This is a genomic window from Celeribacter naphthalenivorans, assembly GCF_020524585.1.
Lineage (GTDB): Bacteria > Pseudomonadota > Alphaproteobacteria > Rhodobacterales > Rhodobacteraceae > Celeribacter > Celeribacter naphthalenivorans.
The window spans coordinates 479,089-495,881 of the sequence record NZ_JAIVLK010000002.1 but is presented as its reverse complement, the minus strand read 5'-3'; the positions used below and the strand labels follow the sequence as shown (position 1 = coordinate 495,881).

Genomic DNA, 16,793 nt, shown 5'->3' with positions numbered 1-16,793 from the left:
GGGGCCTCGACCCGCATCTGCGGCAGTGCTTGCGCAAACAATTTTGCTACGTTTCCAAGAGGTTTTTTGTATCTTTCGGAAAGGATGATCAAAATTTTCTTTGGACAGCGGCGTGAAAACACGCAAGTATGATCAAAAATCAACCAACCCCGACTGGGTGGCCCAAATCATAAAAGCGCGCGGTAGACATTCTCGCGAGGGCTGCTTTTCTTAAAGAACAACGGGGACGGCCCAGACGTCGCAAAGATGCAGAGGCCAAAAACAGGAAAATAAACACTGTGCTTGATCAAGGCTCAGACGACTTTGTCGTGTTCGACAAGGTGCAAAAAAGTTATGACGGACAAACACTTGTCGTCAAAGACCTCAACCTCTCGATTGGCAAGGGCGAATTTCTGACCATGCTCGGGCCGTCCGGTTCCGGCAAGACCACCTGCCTGATGATGCTCGCGGGCTTCGAGACCGCCACCCATGGCGACATCCTTTTGGACGGCCAAGGCATCAACAACATCCCGCCGCACAAACGCGGCATCGGCATGGTGTTTCAGAACTACGCGCTTTTCCCGCATATGACGGTGGCCGAAAACCTCGCCTTCCCGCTCGAAGTGCGAAAGCTCGGCAAATCGGACCGCGAGGCCAAGGTCAAACGCGCGCTCGATATGGTGCAGATGGGCGATTTCGCCAACCGCCGCCCGGCGCAGCTCTCGGGCGGTCAGCAACAGCGGATCGCACTGGCGCGCGCGCTGGTGTTTGAGCCGGAACTCGTTCTGATGGACGAACCTCTGGGCGCGCTCGATAAGCAGCTGCGCGAGCACATGCAATTCGAGATCACCCGTCTGGCGCATGAGCTGGGCATCACCACGGTCTACGTCACCCACGACCAGACCGAGGCTTTGACCATGTCCGACCGGGTTGCCGTTTTTAACGATGGACGCATCCAGCAACTCGATCCGCCGGACACGCTTTATGAAGAGCCGAAAAACAGCTTCGTCGCGCAATTCATCGGCGAAAACAATTCCTTGGAAGGCACGGTGAAGGAACTGAACAACGACACAGCCGTGGTCCAGCTCGACGATGGCAGCCTGATCGATTGCAGGCCTGTGAACGTCAAACAGGTGGGCGATCGCACCAAAGTCTCGATCCGCCCCGAGCGCGTCGAATACCGCTCCGAGCGGTTTCAAGAGGGCGCGCATCTGCTCAAGGCCGAGGTTTTGGAATTCATCTACATGGGCGATGTGTTCCGCACCCGACTGCGGGTCGCGGGGCGGGACGATTTCATCATGAAATGCCGCAACGCGCCGGATCAAATCCGTTTGAAACCGGGTGAGACGGTCAACATCGGCTGGATGCCCGAGGATTGCCGCGCGCTGGACGCCTGAGCGTGGCCATAAACACCCGCCAGAAAGGCGGGGTTCATAAAACAAAACCACCAACTTGGAGAGTTACATGAAACTGACAACCCTTGCTGCCGCCCTGTCCGCGACCGCACTCACCCTGCCGGCCGTTGCCGAAGACATGACCATCGTGTCCTGGGGCGGCGCCTATCAGACCAGCCAGCAAAAGGCCTACACAGAGCCCTACACAGAGATGAATCCCGACTTCAACGCGATCTGGGACGAAAGCTCCGGCGAGGCCGTGGCGAAACTGCGCGCCATGGATGAGGCGGGCAATGTGACCTGGGATCTCGTCGACGTCGAAGGCCCGGACGCCGTGCGCCTCTGTGACGAAGGCCTCGCGATTGAGGTCGATGTCGATGAGGTGCTGGCCGCGGGCGACGATGGCTCCGCGCCGACCGACGATTTCGGCCCCTCTTTGATCAGCGACTGCTTCATCCCGCAGATCGTCTTCTCCACCACCTTTGGCTATCGCACCGATGTCGAGGCCTGGGGCGACAGCAAACCCGAAGAGCTTTGTGCCGTCTTCGATCTGGAGACCTTCCCCGGCAAACGTGCACTGCAAAGAAGCCCGAAGAAGAACCTCGAATGGGCTCTGCTCTGTGACGGCGTGGCACAGGACGATCTCTATGACGTGCTCGACGAAGACGGCGGCGTCGAACGCGCGCTGGCCAAGCTCGACACCATCAAGGACGAGGTCGTCTGGTGGTCCGCAGGTGCGGAAACCCCGCAACTTCTGGCCGACGGCGAGGTCGTGATCGGGTCGACTTATAATGGCCGCCTCTTCTCCGTGATCGAAGAACAGCATCAGCCGGTCGCCATGCTTTGGGACTATCAGGTCTTCGACTTCGACGGTTGGGTGATCCCGGCTGGCCTGACCGAAGAGCGCGAAGCCGCTGTCATGGAGTTCGTGAAATACGCCACCGACACGCAGCGTCTGGCGGATCAGGCGAAATACATCTCCTACGGCCCGGCGCGCGCATCGTCCCAGCCGCTCGTTGGCAAACACGCCGAACTGGGCATCGAAATGGCGCCGCATATGCCGACCAACCCGGAGAACGCTCAGCGCTTCCTCGTGAACAACCTCGACTGGTGGGCCGACAACCAAGACGACGCCGAAGCCAAGTTCCAAGCTTGGCTGGCACAGTAAGTGTTTAGGCTAAACACCTGAACATGAAATAAAAAAGCAAAGGGGCGCCCTGCCCCTTTGCCCCCAAATACGCCCCCAATACGCCTCACACACGATGGACGGATCATGAGCGACACGACCACAGACGACAGCCCCCAAAACGGCCCGGTTCTGGCAGCAGATGGCACACCGCTGCGCCGCAGCCTTGCGCGGGCGCTCCGCCGCCAGAAACTGCGGGCGCTGATGCTGATCGCGCCGCTTCTGATTTTCATCATGGTGACCTTCATTTTGCCGGTGGCGGATATGCTCTACCGCTCGGTCGAGAATGGCATCGTCTCCGAGACCCTGCCGCGCACAGTGGTCGCACTTGCCGATTGGGACGCGGGCGGTGACACCCCGCCCGATGAGGCCGTCTTTGCCGCTCTCGCCGCAGACATCCAGATCGCCGCCGAGGAAAAGACCCACACCAAGCTTGGCTCGCGCCTCAATTACGAAAATCCGGGCATGTCGTCGCTGTTCCGCAAATCCGGGCGCCAAGTGCAGCGCTGGGATTTGAACACCGACGGGCCCTTTAAAGAGAAATTCCTCGACATCGACGATGACTGGGGCGACATCGACGTTTGGCGCACGATCCAGACCTATTCGCCCGCCATGACCTCCGGCTATTATCTCGCCGCTGTCGACATGCAGCTCGGCGCCGACGGCCCCGAAATGCGTCCCGAAAACGAACGCATCTACCTCAAACTCTTCGGCCGCACCCTGATGATGTCTTTGGCGATCACCTTGAGCTGTATCGCTTTGGGCTATCCGGTCGCCTGGCTTTTGGCCAACCTGCCGATGCGGACCTCCAACCTCTTGATGATCCTCGTCCTTTTGCCCTTCTGGACCTCTCTTTTGGTGCGCACTTCGGCGTGGAAAATCCTGCTGCAACAGCAAGGCGTGATCAACGACATCCTTGTCTGGATCGGGCTTGTGTCCGATGACGCGCGGCTTGTGATGATCAACAACCAATTGGGCACGATCATCGCCATGACGCATATCCTTTTGCCCTTCATGATCCTGCCGATGTATTCCGTGATGCAGTCCATCAACCCCTCCTATCTACGCGCCGCCAAAAGCCTTGGCGCGACCGATTGGACGGCGTTTTGGCGGGTCTATTTCCCGCAAACGGTGCCGGGCATCGGCGCGGGCTCGATCCTCGTGTTCATCCTCGCCATCGGCTATTACATCACGCCCGCTTTGGTCGGCGGCACCACCGGGACCTTCATCTCGAACCGCATCGCCTTTCACATTTCGACCTCGCTCAACTGGGGCTTGGCGGCCGCGCTTGGCGGCATCCTCCTCGCGGTCGTTCTCGTGTTCTACTGGGCCTATGACAAATTTGTCGGCATCGACAACGTGAAGCTGGGGTAATTGCCATGAGTTTGCCATCCTACGCCACCACCGGTCAGCGCATCTGGTACTACAGTTTCCGTGTGCTTTGCGGGCTGATCTTTTTCTTCTTGATTGCGCCGATCGTCGTCGTCATCCCGCTCAGCTTCAATGCGCAGGATTTCTTCACCTTCACGCCGGAGATGCTGCGCCTCGATCCCGAGGGCTATTCGCTCAAGCACTACCGCGATTTCTTCAGCAACAGCGATTGGCAGCATGCGCTGTGGAACTCGCTCAAGATCGCGCCCTTGGCGACGCTTTTGTCTGTCGGTCTCGGCACGCTCGCGGCCATCGGCCTCAGCCAGCCGCATGTGCCGTTTCGCCGGGCGATCATGGCGCTGTTGATCTCGCCCATGATCGTCCCGCTGATCATCTCCGCCGCCGGCATGTATTTCTTTTTCAGCCGCATCGGCTTGCAGGGCACCTATACAGGCGTCGTTCTGGCCCATGCCGCGCTTGGCATCCCCTTCGTGATCATCACGGTCACCGCCACGCTCGTGGGCTTTGACAATTCGCTGACCCGCGCCGCCGCCAATATGGGCGCCGATCCGGTGACCACGTTTTTCCGGGTGCAAATGCCGCTCATTCTGCCCGGCGTGATCTCCGGCGCGCTCTTTGCCTTTATCACCTCTTTCGATGAGGTGATCGTCATCCTCTTTGTCGGCTCGGCCAGTCAAAAAACCCTGCCGTGGCAAATGTTCATCGGCTTGCGCGAGCAAATCAGCCCGACGATCCTCGCCGTGGCGACCATCCTTGTGGTGATCTCCATTGCGCTTTTGACCACCGTCGAGCTTCTCCGTCGCCGTTCTGAGCGGCTGCGCGGGATCACACGATAAATGGCGCGGGGGATTATCCCCGCCCCAAACACGCGGACAAAGCCCCCAAAAGCCGCGCTTCATCGGCCTCCGTCACGTGCAGATACGGCGCAATCCGCAACGCATTGCCGCGACGGCTGACATAGACTTGTCGCTCGGCCAGCGCCGGGATCAGGCCGTCTGGCAAATCATCCCCGGCGGCCACGCCCAAAATATGCGGGCTGCGTTGGGATTTCGGCACGGGGGTCAAGCCGATCTCGATCAGCCCCTCGGCCAGCCGATCATTGATCGCCTGAAGCCGCGCCGCGATGTTTTCAACACCCCAATCGCCGATCTGCCGTAGCGCCACCAAAGCGCCGGGCAAAAGCGTCGGCATGCTCTTTTGCCCCATATCGAACCGCCGCGCGCCGGGTTGATAGGCCTCGGCATAGTCAGACAGTTTTTCAAACACCTCCGCCCCCGCCCGGTTGAGCCAGCTTTCCTCCAAAGGCCGCGCGTCGTGCCACTTGGGGGCGGCGTAAAACAGGCTCAACCCATAGGGAAACAACAGCCATTTATAGCCCGAGGCGATCATAAAATCCGGCTGCACCCGCGCCAGATCGAGCGGCATTGCGCCCAAGGATTGCGTCACCTCCACCACCAAGGCTGCCCCCACCGCGTGCGTGGCCTCGGAAATCGCGATGAGATCCAGCACCGCACCATTGCTCCAATGACAATTCGGCACCGCGACCAGCGCGGTTCTGGGCGTGATCTTGGACAGCACCTGCTCGGTCCAATCGCCCTCCGCCTCTGGCCAGGGCGCAGTCACAAGCCTGGCCCCAGTCTCGCGCGCAAGCCGCTGCCACGGCAGGAAATTCGACGGAAAGGCCTCTTCGATCACCACGATTTCGTCCTCTGCCCCCAGCCGCGTCTCAAAAATCCGCCCCACGGTCGAGGTGCCATAGCTGGCCGAAGGGATCAGCGCATAATTCTCCGCCACCCCGCCAAAAGCCCGCGCCGCCAACGTGCGAAAGCGTTCCGCATCCTCAAAGAAATCCGCAGGCACCCGAGTCCAGGGATAGCACTTGCCCCGCACGCCCTGATGCAGCGCCACTTCCGCCTCCACCAGCAGCGGCGCGTTATAGGCGGCGTTGAAATAGGCGATCTCATCGGGAATATCGAAGAGGGCACGTTGGGGGCTAAGCTGGGCGGCGAGCTGGGTCATGATGGGTCTCACGTGAGGGATGTCATTTGAGACAATGTGGTAATTGTCTTGCATCCGATCCCGCAAGCACAGCATTGTATATGGGACAATATTCTCGAAACCACGTCCCACTACGCCCCCAACCTCATGCGCGCCAAATATCACAAGATCGTCGCCCGGATCGCCGATGACATCCACGCCGGACGGTTGCAGCCCGGCGCGCGCCTGCCGACGCATCGGCAATTGGCCTGGGAGCACGGGCTGTCTCTGGGCACGGCGACGCGGGTCTTTGCCGAGTTGGACGCCATGGGGCTGACCATCGGCGAGGTCGGGCGCGGCACCTTCGTGCGGCGGCAAAGTGATGTGCGGGCGGGCGAATTCGTGGTGCGCGGCGCCTCTTCTGAAATGGTCGACCTGCGGCTCAACCACTTTCTGCTGCCGGAACAGGACGAGCTGTTCCAAAGCGCGCTTCAGGATGTGTTGGCCCGTGGCACCGATGTTTTGGGCTATCGCGACACGTTCGGCGACCCTGAGGACCGCGCCCGGATTGCAGGCTGGCTCAGCGCCTCGGAGCAGATGCCAAGCGTCGATCCGGCACGGCTGGTGGTTTGCGCCGGAGGGCAGCACGGGCTGTTTCTCAGCCTCGCCGCCACCTGCCGCCCCGGCGATGTCATCGCCATCGAGGCGCTGAGCTATCCGGTGATCCGACAGGCCTGCGCACTTCTGCATTTGAATGTCGTCGAGGTGGCCTCTGATACGGACGGCATCCGTCCCGATGCGCTCGACGCGCTCTGTCGCGACACGCCGGTCAAGCTATTGTTTACCATGCCGAACCTGCAAAACCCGACCTCTGTCACGATGCCCGAAGCGCGCCGCCGCGCACTGACCGAGGTCATCCAGCGGCATGATCTTTGGGTGATCGAAGACGACGCCTATGGCTTTCTGCTGCCCGATCCGCCCGTGAGCTTGGCCGCCCTGATGCCCGAGCGCGTGTTCTACCTGCGGCCCTATTCGAAAAGCTGGGCGCCGGGGCTGCGCATTGCGCATCTGGTGTTCCCGGCAGGCCTTGAGAAGCGCATAGAACAGGCGCAAAGCGGCACGATCTGGACCGCCGTGCCGCTCATGGCCTCGGTGATCGGCGCCCTGATCGACAGTGGCGCCTATGCACAGATCACCGCCGCGAAACGCAAGGACATCGCCAAAAGGCAAAGGATTTTCACAACGGAGCTTGGGGCTTACCGGGTCCAGACCGCGCCGCAGAGCATGCATGCGCTGGTGCACCTGCCGCCCGGACAACGCAGCAGCACGCTGGTCTCCACCCTGTTCGAGGCGGGCGTCATCGTCGCACCGCTGCGCCAATTCGCGGCCCCGCATGGCGAGGGGCAACCGATCCCCGAAGGTGTGCGCCTCTGCCTCGGCGCGCCGCCCGACCGGCGCCGGTTGCAACAGGGACTGTCCCTTTTGGCCGCGCATCTCGGCCCGCGCCCCTGAAGCGGCGCTCATTGAGATCCTGTGCGATCCATCGCCCGCGCCTGCCCCCCATCCGATCCGGCAGCATTTTGTTCTGACTGACTTTCCACAGGCCCTCTAGCTCTTGGAGGGTGATCTCAAACCCGACAAAGCCTCTCAACGGCCGGGTGACGAAGTCCTCGGGCGCGGTGGACACGATCGTCGCAAAGGGATGCTCCCTCATCATCGCCTGCATGACCTCGACGCGGTTTCTCTGAAAATCGGAGGCGTTGCAGAGGGGTGTCCTTGTGAGGCGCTTTGGTGCGCTGTGGTGCGATCAGGTCAAAAGATCGCTTTGCGCCGCGATCACGCGGTCTGCGAGGCGCCTTTCCACCGCAGTTGCCGCGCGCCAGTCCCCCAGCATCTGGGTCAACAGAGCTTTGGCCTGTTCGTCGGGCTCCGGCCCGAGCAAACCGTCGGCCCGCGCCAAAAGCGCCCGCCGGACGCGCTCCATCGGCTCGGCATTGCCGTAGAGCGCCAGCCAAAGCGTCGCGCCCTCCACTGCGGTCAGCGTGTCGAGGGCCAGTGGCTCGGCAAGCGTCACATCCAGCCCCTGCATCAACAGATCGCGCAGGAATTCCCTAAGATCGAGAAAGAAACTGCTCACCGCCTCTCGGACGTCGGACTCGTCTTCACTCAGCCCGTAAGCCAAATGCAGCCCGAGACAGCGCCGGTTGCGGATCAGCACGGAACTCAGCCGATCCAACGCCGCTTCATAATCTGCACGCCAGTCGCCGGTGGCCTCAAGCCCCTCGATGATCTCACCGAAGGTCAAATCGAGGACCTCGGGAACCAAGTCTTCCTTGCTGCCAAAGTGGCTATACAGGCTGCTTTTCGACAGGCCGACACTGAGAGCGACATCCTTCATGGACATGCCCGCGTATCCCTTTTCCCGCATCAAATCGCGCGCGGAAGCGATGATCTCTCTGCGAGATGTCTTTGCCATGTGTTTCCTCATTTACAAACGACCGGTCGGTCGTATTTATGTCGTCCTATTGTGATTGATCAAGTGAGAAAGCGAGACATATGACACAGCCCGACAGCAAAGGCTCTGACGCGTCAGCCGTCGCCCCCGACACGCCGCTGGGACATCCCGGCGAACTTGAGATGAGACAGCGCTTTCCAAGCGACTATCACTGGAACGATCACAGCCTGACCGCCATGATGCGCCCCATCCTCTCCACCGGGCTGGCACGATTCGTCGAAGCCCTGCCCTTTTTCTTCATCGCCACCTCCGACGCCGAGGGGCATTGCGATTGCAGTTTTCGCGGCCGCGAGCATGATGACACCGGAGCGCCGCTGCCTGCCTTGCGGGTGATCGACACCGGATCGCTTGTGTTCCCCGATTTCTCCGGAAACGGGCTTTACAACAGTCTCGGCAATATTCAGGTGAACCCGCATATCGGCATGTTGTTCATGGACTTCGACCGCCGCCGCCGCGCCCGCATCAATGGCATTGCGCAGATCATCGACGCAAACGAGGACATCCGCTCCACCTGGCCGACCGCTCAGGCGGCGGTCCTGGTGTCGGTCGAACAGGCCTATGGCAATTGCCAGGCCCGCATCCCGCGCATGATACCCACTTAGGCCGGGCACAAGCCGCCGTTGGGTCAACCTGTCGGGTCAGCCTCATGTCCGGGCCTCCACCGCCTCCTGCGCCCGCGCGGCAAAGACCTCCTTGGCGGCGAAAAGCCCGTTCAGCGCGGCGGGAAACCCCGCATAGACCGCCATCTGCATCAGAACCTCGGTGATTTCCTCCTGCGTCAGCCCCACATTCAGCCCGGCCTCGACATGCACCTTCAGCTGCGGTTGTGCCGTGCCCATGGCGGCAAGCGCCGCGATTGTGGCGATCTCGCGATCCCGCAGCGACAGGCCGGGGCGGCAGTAGATGTCCCCGAAAGGAAATTCGAACAGATAGGTGGCAAAATCCGGCGCAATATCGGCCAAGGCATCAATCACGTTTTGCCCGGCCCGCCCGTCAATGGCCTCAAGGGCGCGCTGGCCGCGCTCGAGTCTGCTGTTCGTCGAAGGAATGTTCTGTATCGTCATGGGAATGCGTCCTTTTTTCCGTTTCGACATAGGTGTCGATCTTGGTGTCGAGGACGAGAAGACTGGCCTGCAAATCGCGCACATGGGCGCGCACCCGGTCGCGATGCGCCTCAAGAATGCGCCGCCGCGCAGGCCCGGTGTGATCCCCGGCCGCACGCAGTTTGGCATATTGCAACATCTCGCGGATGGGCATCCCGGTGGTTTTCAGCCGGTCGAGAAACGCGATCCAGACGAGGATCGCCTCATCATAGTCGCGCCGCCCGCCCGCATCGCGATCCGCATAGGGCAAAAGCCCGATACGCTCGTAATAGCGGATCGTATGGGCCGACAGCCCGCTGCGTTTCGCCAGTTCACCGATTTGCATTGCACCTGCTTCTCATCAAGACGCTCCCGACTCTAGGGGTTTGAGCGCGCTCTAAGTCAAGGCGGAAAAATTGAGGTGAGAATTCAAGACAAAATCAGGCGTCCGGCGTGGCACCCGGTGTGGCAACCCGTGCCGCCGCCCCGCCCGGTTATGCCGGCCAGCTTTTGGCCAAAATCTCGACCGCGCGGGCGATCCGCTCCTCGTCCAACGCCGCATAGCCCAGACGAAAAGCCTGCGGCTCCGCGCCCTCCAGAGCAAAACGTTTGCCCGGCAAAAGCGCCAACCCCGCCTGCCCCGCGCGTTCGGCCCAGAGATCTGCCGCCACACCGTCGCAGCGCAGCCAAAGCGCAAGCCCCCCGGCGGGCAGCTCAAAACGGGCACGCCCGGCCAGTTGCACCCGCAAAAGCTCCGCCAGAAAATCCCGCCGCGCCCGGTAGATCCGCCGCGCCTTGCGGGCATGGCGGCCAAGATCGCCATCAACGATCAACTCCGCCAGCGCCGCCTCCAGAGGCGCGTCGCCTTGCCGGTCGATGGCCGCCCGCGCCTCCGCCATCCGCCGCAACACAGGCCCGGACGCCAAAGCATAGCCCAGACGAATGCCCGGCGAGAGCAGCTTTGACAGCGATCCGACGTAGATCAACGGCAGGTCTTCCGGCGCGCGGGCCGCCAGCGGCAACACCGGGCGGCCCTCAAAGCGGTACTCGTGGTCGTAATCGTCCTCGATCAGCGTGATCCCGTGACGCTGCGCCAGCTCCAAAAGCTGCAATCGCCGCGCCGCGCCCATGGTCACCGTGGTCGGATATTGGTGATGCGGCGTCACATAGACGGCCCGGATGCGCGGATCGCGGGCCAGCGCCGCCTCCAGCGCGTCGATCCTGAGCCCCCCGCCATCCACCGGCACGCCCCGCACCACCGCCCCCGCCGCGCCAAACGCCTCCCAAGCGAGCGGATAGCCCGGGTCTTCGACCGCGATGACGTCGCCCGGCGACAGCGCCGCCCGCGCCGCGAGAAACAGGGCCATCTGGCTGCCGCGCGTGATGATCATGCTGGACGGGTCCGCCACGACGCCCCGGTCGGAGGCGAGATAGCCTGCGAGGGCCTGTCGCAACACAGAGGTGCCGCGCGCGTCGCCATAATCCGCCCCGGCGCGGAACCCCGGCGACAAGAGCGCACGGCGAAAGGCCCGTGCCAATGCTTTGTCCGGGACAAGTTTCGGGTCGGGCGCGCCATCGGTGAAGGCCAGCGCGGGAGGCGGCGTCTCCGGCGCGACGGGCTCCGGCGCGCTGCGGCGCACCAGCCCGCCTTGCGGCAAATCCTGCGCCACGAAGGTGCCCCGCGCGGGCCTCGCCTCCAACCACCCCTGCATCAGCAGCTCTTGGTAGGCGGCATCGACCGTGTTGCGATGTACGCCAAGCTCTTGCGCCAGCGCCCGTGTGCCGGGCAGCCGCGCACCGGGCCTCAAACGCCCACGGGTGATGTCGAGGGTGATGGCCTCGGCAATCGCGAGGAAAAGCGGGCCATCGCGGCCAAGCTCAATATCGAGGGCAAGAGGCTCGCGCATCCTAGAAACCGGCCTATCTCTTTCATTCATACTGGCACTTTTAGACAGGCCAAATTGTCGCCAAAGAGGAGAAAAAGACAAGAGGCTCCCATGACCCCGTCCCCCATCACCCTCATGACCGGCCGGATTGCACCGCTTTCCGGCACGGAGACCCCCAGCGGCATCATCAAGACCTGTGTCGAGCGCCCGTTGAAACTCGACCCCAACGGCTTTGAGAGCGACGAACAGGCCGACCTTCGTGTCCATGGCGGCCCTGAAAAGGCCGTCCACCACTATCCGCACGAACATTATGCGCTGTGGCGTTCGGAACTTGGCGCGCTTCCGGCGCTCGAGGCCCCGGGCGGCTTTGGCGAAAACATCTCGACCGAGGGGCCGACCGAGACAACCGTCGCGGTCGGCGACATCTTTCGGCTGGGCAGCGCAGTGGTGCAGGTCTCACAAGGGCGCCAACCCTGTTGGAAGCTCAACCGGCGGTTCGATGTCCCCGACATGGCGCGACGCGTGCAAGACACGGGCCGTACCGGCTGGTATTACCGTGTTCTTCAGCCCGGCACGGTCGCGCCCGGTGACAGGTTGGAACTGACCGATCGGGTCGCGCCGGACTGGACCTTGCACCGGCTCTGGCATGCGCTCTATGTAGACCGCATGAATCTGTCGGAGCTGGAGGGCATCGCGGCGCTCGATGTTCTGGCGGACGGCTGGCGAAAATATGCCGTCCGCCGCTTGGCGAACCGGCGCGTTGAGGACTGGAGCCCAAGATTGGACGGCAAGGCATGACCCCTTCTCCCTTTGTGATCTCGATCCAGAGCCAAGTGGTTTTCGGCCACGTCGGCAATTCCGCCGCGCTTTTCCCGATGCAGGCGGCAGGTCTTCAGGTTGCGGCGATCCCCACCGTGATCTACTCGAACACCCCCGATTACCCGACGCTGCGCGGGCGCGCTTTGCCGCCCGATTTCTTTGCCGATCTGTTGCAAGGTGCGCGCGAACGAGACCTCCTCACGCGGGCTGATTATATCGTCACGGGCTACATCGGTTCGCTTGAGGTGGCCGAGATGGTGGCGGATTTCGTGGCCGAGGCCAAGGCGGTGAACCCGACGCTGACCTATCTCTGCGACCCGGTGCTGGGGGACAGCGGCCCCGGTCTTTACGTGCCCCAACCCATCGCCGAGGTCATGCGCAAGCGTCTCTTGCCGCTGGCGGACATCGCGACGCCGAACCCGTTCGAGCTTGGCTGGCTCACCGGGCGGCAGATCGCGACCGTGCAAGATGTCGAGGCCGCAAGGCGCGATCTCAACATCCGCGATGACGCACATCTGATCGCGACCGGCTGTATTCTGGACACCACACAACCGGGTCAGATCGAGAGCATCATTTGCGGCCCGCATACAGACAGCGCGCCGAGCCGCCACCCGACCGCGCATCTGCCCTGCGCGCTGCCCGGCACCGGCGATCTGTTCAGCGGCTTGATTTTGGCCGGGCTGGCCCGAGGGCAGTCATTGGTTGAGGCGGTGGAAACGGCGCAGTCCCTGACCTCCCGCGCCCTTGCCCATGCGCAGGCGCTGGGGGCCGGAGAGGTGGTGCTCAGCGAGGCGGACTTCCGACAGGCGCTTTTGTCCCTCGGCCGGACGCCGTAGACGTCACAACTCCCGGTGCTCTCCCGGTGCTATACGCGCGCAGGGAGTTTGGATCGGCAAAAATGCTCGCGATATTCAGCCGGCGTCGTCCTGACCCGGCGCAGAAAAGCCCGGCGCACATCTCCGGCCCGCGCGTAGGACTACGCGGAAAAGGCGGGAAAATCGGCCGCGCGGTCGTATCGACCGCAAAAACCTGCCGTGGGGCTGATCAGCTTTGCCGGAGACCCCGCGCAGGAGGACTGGAGCCAGCTGAGAGGTGCCGATGTTGCCATTTTGGGCGTGCCCATCGACACGGGCGTCGAGCGATCGCGTCGGCACCCGATTTGGGCCGCGCGCGATCCGAGAGGCCTCGATGTTCCACAGCTTTGGCCCCCAAAGGCGTGTTCGATTTCGAGGATGAGGTGACCTATCTGAGCGCCGATGAGGTGCGGATCGTTGACGCGGGCGACAGCGATGTCATCTATGCCGACACGAAACGCAGCCTCGCCAATGCCACCGAGGCGGTGCGCGCGCTTTTGGATCAGGGCACCCTGCCCTACATTTTGGGTGGCGATCATGCGATCACCATGGCGCCCGTGGCGGCATACTCCGATGAGCCGCCGCTCCACTTCCTCCATATCGACGCGCATTTCGACTTTATCGACGAGCGCAATGGCATTTCCTGGGGTCACGGCAGCCCGATGCGGCGCGCGTCGGAAATGTCCCATGTGACCGGCATCACCACGCTGGCGCCGCACAATATGGCCTCGGTCAGCCGCAAGGATGACGAGGCGGCCTGAGCTATTACGAAGGCGAGGACATCCTGCGCGAAATCGCCTCGCGGTTCGATGTTGTTGGCGTCGATTTCGTCGAGGTCTCGCCTCCCTATGATCCGTCGGGATCATTTCGCTTCTGGCGGCGCGCCTGACGCTCGATGTTCTGGGCGCGATGTATCACGAGAAGACCGGCAAAGGATCGTGACGCTCCCATAGAGGGCGAGACAAAGCCAAAAGCTTGTCTGAGCTTTTGGCCTCCTCTTTTCCTTGCTGATGGCAAAAGGCGTCATCCCTTCCCGGCCCCCTCTGCGCGCAGAAAGGCGGAGGGCGTCTGCCCCATGACGCGCGAGAATTCCCGGTTGAAGTTCGATTTCGTATTGAACCCGCTCGCAAGCATGGCCTCGGTCACCGTCTCGCCTTTTTGCAACACCGTGCAGGCCGCCTGCACGCGGTATCCGTTGACATAGCGAGAGACATTCTCTCCCGTCATCCGGTTGATCGCCACTGAGAGCTGTTTGATCGGCACGTGAAGCCGACGGGCGAGACGGGCCAATGTCAAATCGGGGTCCAGATGCAGACGCTCGGCCTGCATCAGCACCTCCAAACGCGCGATCAGGGCGGCGTCTTCCTCGGTCGGGCCTGGCGTCTCAGAGGTGTCAGTCTCGGGCTTCTCCTGAGCCGCCCCCTCGGCGTCTCGGGAGAGGGACAAAAGACCGATGCCAAGCAAGGTGAAGGAGGTGAAAATGCTGATGATCAGCGGCCGCCATGCGACATGACCGGCCCAAAGCGCAAGGGCGATCAGAATATCGGACAGGGCCGAAAGGATCAGCAAAATACCGACGGCTTGCCAAATCCGTGCGGGCACCGGCCCCGCGCCGAGCCGCGCCAGCGGCAGAGCCTCATCGCCCCGCAGGTACAGCAGGATGGCCCCGCCATAGCCGAGGAACAGCATCGGCAGAACCACGTCCAGCGTCGACCCCGCGAAAGCGGCACAAAAGAGGGTGAAAACAGGGCCAAGCAGATGGACCCAATCACGCCCAAGATCGACCGGGCGCAAGACAGCGGTCTGAAATGTCAGCCACGCCAGCGGCGCCATGACGACGGCGGCAAGGAGCTGCAAGGGCCATAGCATGACCAGCCCGTAATGTTGGGTCAAGGAGATCACCAGCGCCTGAAACGCGCAGCTTGCGAGCAGCACGAGAAACAGCACGGATCGGTCGCCCGCAAGAGCATGTCGCAAGGCGAGAAAGCCGAGGATCAGGGCGACCACAAGCGGAATCGGAAGCATCAACATGGCATTCGCTTAGTCCAATATCCCGTCCTGCACGACCTCAAACCGGTTTCAGGTCGCAAGTATGGCGATTGGAACGGACAAAAGGCCATCCCCTCACTCATGGAGACATACTTTGAAACATTTGCTTCTTACCGTCCCCCTCATGGCCGCTCTCGCAGGTCCCGCTGTCACAGGTCCCGATGTCGCAGCTCCCGCTGTCACAGCTCCCAGTGCCGCGGCCCCCACCATCGGCTTCGACCGCTTCGACGTCAAAACCGATCACCGTTCGGCGCCTCTCGCAGCGGGAATCTGGTATCCCTCCGGCCGGGCGACCTATGCCGCCTCCGTCGGCGACAGTCTGGTCTTCGAACCGGTCGAGGCCTATCTCGGTGCGGCGCTTCCCGAGGGCACGCTACCGCTGATCGTCCTGTCCCATGGTTCTGGCAGCAGCATCGATGGCACCGCCTGGCTTGCGGCCGGGCTGGCGGAACGTGGCGCCATGGTTCTGGTTCTGAACCACCCCGGCACGACAACCGGAGACAGCTCCCCGCGCCGCACCGTGCGCCTCTCTGAACGGGCCGCAGACATGAGCGCCGCGCTGGATCATGTGTTGTTCGACCCGCAGATCGCACCGCATATCGACAACAGAAGAATTTCAGCCGTCGGCTTCTCTCTCGGCGGCTCAACGGTGCTGGGCCTCGCCGGTCTGCGTCTCGACCCGGAGGCCTACCGGGACTATTGCGCCCGCTTCAAAGAGACGGCGCAAGATTGCCTGTTCCTGATGCGCGGCGGCGTCGATCTCGACACTCTGCCGCCCGAGTTTTCCGCCAATATGTCGGACCCGCGGTTCACCGCCATCGTTGCGGTCGATCCCGGCTGGACCTATGCGGCCACCCCCGAAAGCGCCGCCAAAATCGACCGGCCTATCCAGCTCTTGTCCCTCGGCGACAGCTTTCCCTGGCCCACAACCGATGTCCGCACGGAAGGCAGCGGGCTGGTCGATATGCTCGCCCAAGTCGAGCACACGATCATTCCCAATGCCCACCACTATTCCTTTCTTCCGCTCTGCAAGGATCATGCGGCGCAATTGCTGATCGAAGAAGGCGAAGACCCGATTTGCGACGACCCCGAAGACTGGGACCGCGCGACGGCCCATAACGCCTCCCTCGCGGCCATCGCGCAGTTCCTGGATCTCTAGCGCCAGACACCCCTTTCGCGGCCTGACCGTGGAAGGGGCCCAAGTGGGCAGGCCTGTCTCGCGATGCAGAGGCACACGCATCAGAAACGTCATTTAACAGTCTGGAATTTCGAGAGTAATGGCGCACCCAAGAGGATTCGAACCTCTGGCCTCTGCCTTCGGAGGGCAGATTTATAGCCTATGTCCTCCAAAAGTTCGATATTTATACTTGTTTTGATCACGCACTGAAAGATTTAGAAGTGCTAGTATCAGTTACACGTACCAGTAACTGTGACGACGCCGCCTACATATAATTATTCTATTTCTATAGCCCCTTTGAGAGCACAGAACTGTCTGGATTTTAGGGAGACGCCAAACAAATAAAGTGCGCCTGTCGCTAACCATTAACAATTTCAATAGGCACTACGGCGAAAAGTGGTTGATTTTGGATTGCAACAGGATGATCCGGGGCCTTTTGAGAAGGGAAGAGCAAAGTATGTCTAGGGGCGGCGTGCAGACCTT

At 62.0% G+C, this 16,793-nt stretch carries 16 protein-coding genes, 1 tRNA gene and 1 pseudogene; 11 read left to right on the top strand and 7 right to left on the bottom strand.

The window, feature by feature from the left end; translation table 11 throughout:
• Positions 1 to 278: 278 nt before the first annotated feature.
• The 4 genes and pseudogenes from LC094_RS06105 to LC094_RS06090 form a co-directional block, all read left to right on the top strand.
• On the top strand, positions 279 to 1,376 hold the full coding sequence (locus tag LC094_RS06105; RefSeq protein WP_226550878.1) for an ABC transporter ATP-binding protein: 1,098 nt from the start codon (positions 279 to 281) through the stop codon (positions 1,374 to 1,376).
• A gap of 67 nt (positions 1,377 to 1,443) precedes the next feature.
• The gene (locus LC094_RS06100; RefSeq protein WP_226550877.1) at positions 1,444 to 2,541 is read left to right on the top strand and encodes an extracellular solute-binding protein; all 1,098 of its coding nucleotides are present in this window, start codon (positions 1,444 to 1,446) and stop codon (positions 2,539 to 2,541) included.
• A gap of 105 nt (positions 2,542 to 2,646) precedes the next feature.
• A complete protein-coding gene (locus LC094_RS06095; RefSeq protein WP_226550876.1) occupies positions 2,647 to 3,933 on the top strand; it encodes an ABC transporter permease in 1,287 nt (428 codons plus the stop codon).
• A 5-nt stretch (positions 3,934 to 3,938) separates the two neighbouring features.
• Positions 3,939 to 4,787 (top strand): annotated as a pseudogene (locus LC094_RS06090) (ABC transporter permease); the annotation flags it as partial.
• A 13-nt stretch (positions 4,788 to 4,800) separates the two neighbouring features.
• Here LC094_RS06090 and LC094_RS06085 read toward each other — a convergent pair.
• A complete protein-coding gene (locus LC094_RS06085) occupies positions 4,801 to 5,970 on the bottom strand; it encodes an aminotransferase class V-fold PLP-dependent enzyme (protein WP_226550874.1) in 1,170 nt (389 codons plus the stop codon).
• Between the two features lie 36 nt (positions 5,971 to 6,006).
• Between LC094_RS06085 and LC094_RS06080 the strand changes: the two genes are divergently transcribed.
• Complete coding sequence (locus LC094_RS06080) at positions 6,007 to 7,440, top strand: aminotransferase-like domain-containing protein (RefSeq protein ID WP_226550873.1); 1,434 nt, start codon at positions 6,007 to 6,009, stop codon at positions 7,438 to 7,440.
• Between the two features lie 295 nt (positions 7,441 to 7,735).
• Here the strand turns inward: LC094_RS06080 and LC094_RS06075 are convergent, their stop codons facing one another.
• A complete protein-coding gene (locus LC094_RS06075) occupies positions 7,736 to 8,404 on the bottom strand; it encodes a TetR/AcrR family transcriptional regulator (protein WP_226550872.1) in 669 nt (222 codons plus the stop codon).
• 80 nt (positions 8,405 to 8,484) lie between these two features.
• On the opposite strand from LC094_RS06075, the gene LC094_RS06070 reads away from it, so the two are divergent.
• Positions 8,485 to 9,045, top strand: coding sequence for a pyridoxamine 5'-phosphate oxidase family protein (locus LC094_RS06070; protein ID WP_226550871.1), 561 nt, complete (start codon positions 8,485 to 8,487; stop codon positions 9,043 to 9,045).
• Between the two features lie 42 nt (positions 9,046 to 9,087).
• Here the strand turns inward: LC094_RS06070 and LC094_RS06065 are convergent, their stop codons facing one another.
• The 3 genes from LC094_RS06065 to pdxR form a co-directional block, all read right to left on the bottom strand.
• Positions 9,088 to 9,507, bottom strand: a complete 420-nt coding sequence (locus LC094_RS06065; RefSeq protein WP_226550870.1) for a carboxymuconolactone decarboxylase family protein — start codon at positions 9,505 to 9,507, stop codon at positions 9,088 to 9,090.
• The gene (locus LC094_RS06060) at positions 9,446 to 9,871 is read right to left on the bottom strand and encodes a MerR family transcriptional regulator (protein WP_226550869.1); all 426 of its coding nucleotides are present in this window, start codon (positions 9,869 to 9,871) and stop codon (positions 9,446 to 9,448) included. The genes LC094_RS06065 and LC094_RS06060 overlap by 62 nt, the downstream gene beginning before the upstream one ends.
• A 148-nt stretch (positions 9,872 to 10,019) precedes the next feature.
• Positions 10,020 to 11,432 (bottom strand): MocR-like pyridoxine biosynthesis transcription factor PdxR, encoded by a 1,413-nt coding sequence (gene pdxR / locus LC094_RS06055; protein WP_226550868.1) that lies wholly within the window; start codon positions 11,430 to 11,432, stop codon positions 10,020 to 10,022.
• A 90-nt stretch (positions 11,433 to 11,522) separates the two neighbouring features.
• Between pdxR and LC094_RS06050 the strand changes: the two genes are divergently transcribed.
• The 4 genes from LC094_RS06050 (at position 11,523) to LC094_RS21675 (ending at position 13,973) form a co-directional block, all read left to right on the top strand.
• Positions 11,523 to 12,209 carry an MOSC domain-containing protein gene (locus LC094_RS06050; protein ID WP_226550867.1) on the top strand — a complete coding sequence of 229 codons (687 nt, stop codon included), beginning with the start codon at positions 11,523 to 11,525 and terminating at the stop codon, positions 12,207 to 12,209.
• The gene (pdxY, locus tag LC094_RS06045; RefSeq protein WP_226550866.1) at positions 12,206 to 13,066 is read left to right on the top strand and encodes a pyridoxal kinase; all 861 of its coding nucleotides are present in this window, start codon (positions 12,206 to 12,208) and stop codon (positions 13,064 to 13,066) included. Before LC094_RS06050 ends, pdxY begins: the two co-directional genes overlap by 4 nt.
• 365 nt (positions 13,067 to 13,431) lie before the next feature.
• On the top strand, positions 13,432 to 13,845 hold the full coding sequence (locus LC094_RS06040) for an arginase family protein (RefSeq protein ID WP_226550865.1): 414 nt from the start codon (positions 13,432 to 13,434) through the stop codon (positions 13,843 to 13,845).
• Entirely contained in the window at positions 13,842 to 13,973 is a 132-nt protein-coding gene (locus LC094_RS21675) for an arginase family protein (protein ID WP_226551013.1), read from the top strand. The genes LC094_RS06040 and LC094_RS21675 overlap by 4 nt, the downstream gene beginning before the upstream one ends.
• Before the next feature lie 134 nt (positions 13,974 to 14,107).
• Here LC094_RS21675 and LC094_RS06030 read toward each other — a convergent pair whose 3' ends face one another.
• The gene (locus LC094_RS06030; RefSeq protein WP_226550864.1) at positions 14,108 to 15,115 is read right to left on the bottom strand and encodes a helix-turn-helix domain-containing protein; all 1,008 of its coding nucleotides are present in this window, start codon (positions 15,113 to 15,115) and stop codon (positions 14,108 to 14,110) included.
• Positions 15,116 to 15,227: 112 nt separating this feature from the next.
• On the opposite strand from LC094_RS06030, the gene LC094_RS06025 reads away from it, so the two are divergent.
• On the top strand, positions 15,228 to 16,292 hold the full coding sequence (locus LC094_RS06025; protein WP_226550863.1) for an alpha/beta hydrolase family protein: 1,065 nt from the start codon (positions 15,228 to 15,230) through the stop codon (positions 16,290 to 16,292).
• 119 nt (positions 16,293 to 16,411) lie between these two features.
• Here LC094_RS06025 and LC094_RS06020 read toward each other — a convergent pair.
• Positions 16,412 to 16,474 (bottom strand) — tRNA-OTHER (locus LC094_RS06020).
• Positions 16,475 to 16,793 lie beyond the last annotated feature (319 nt).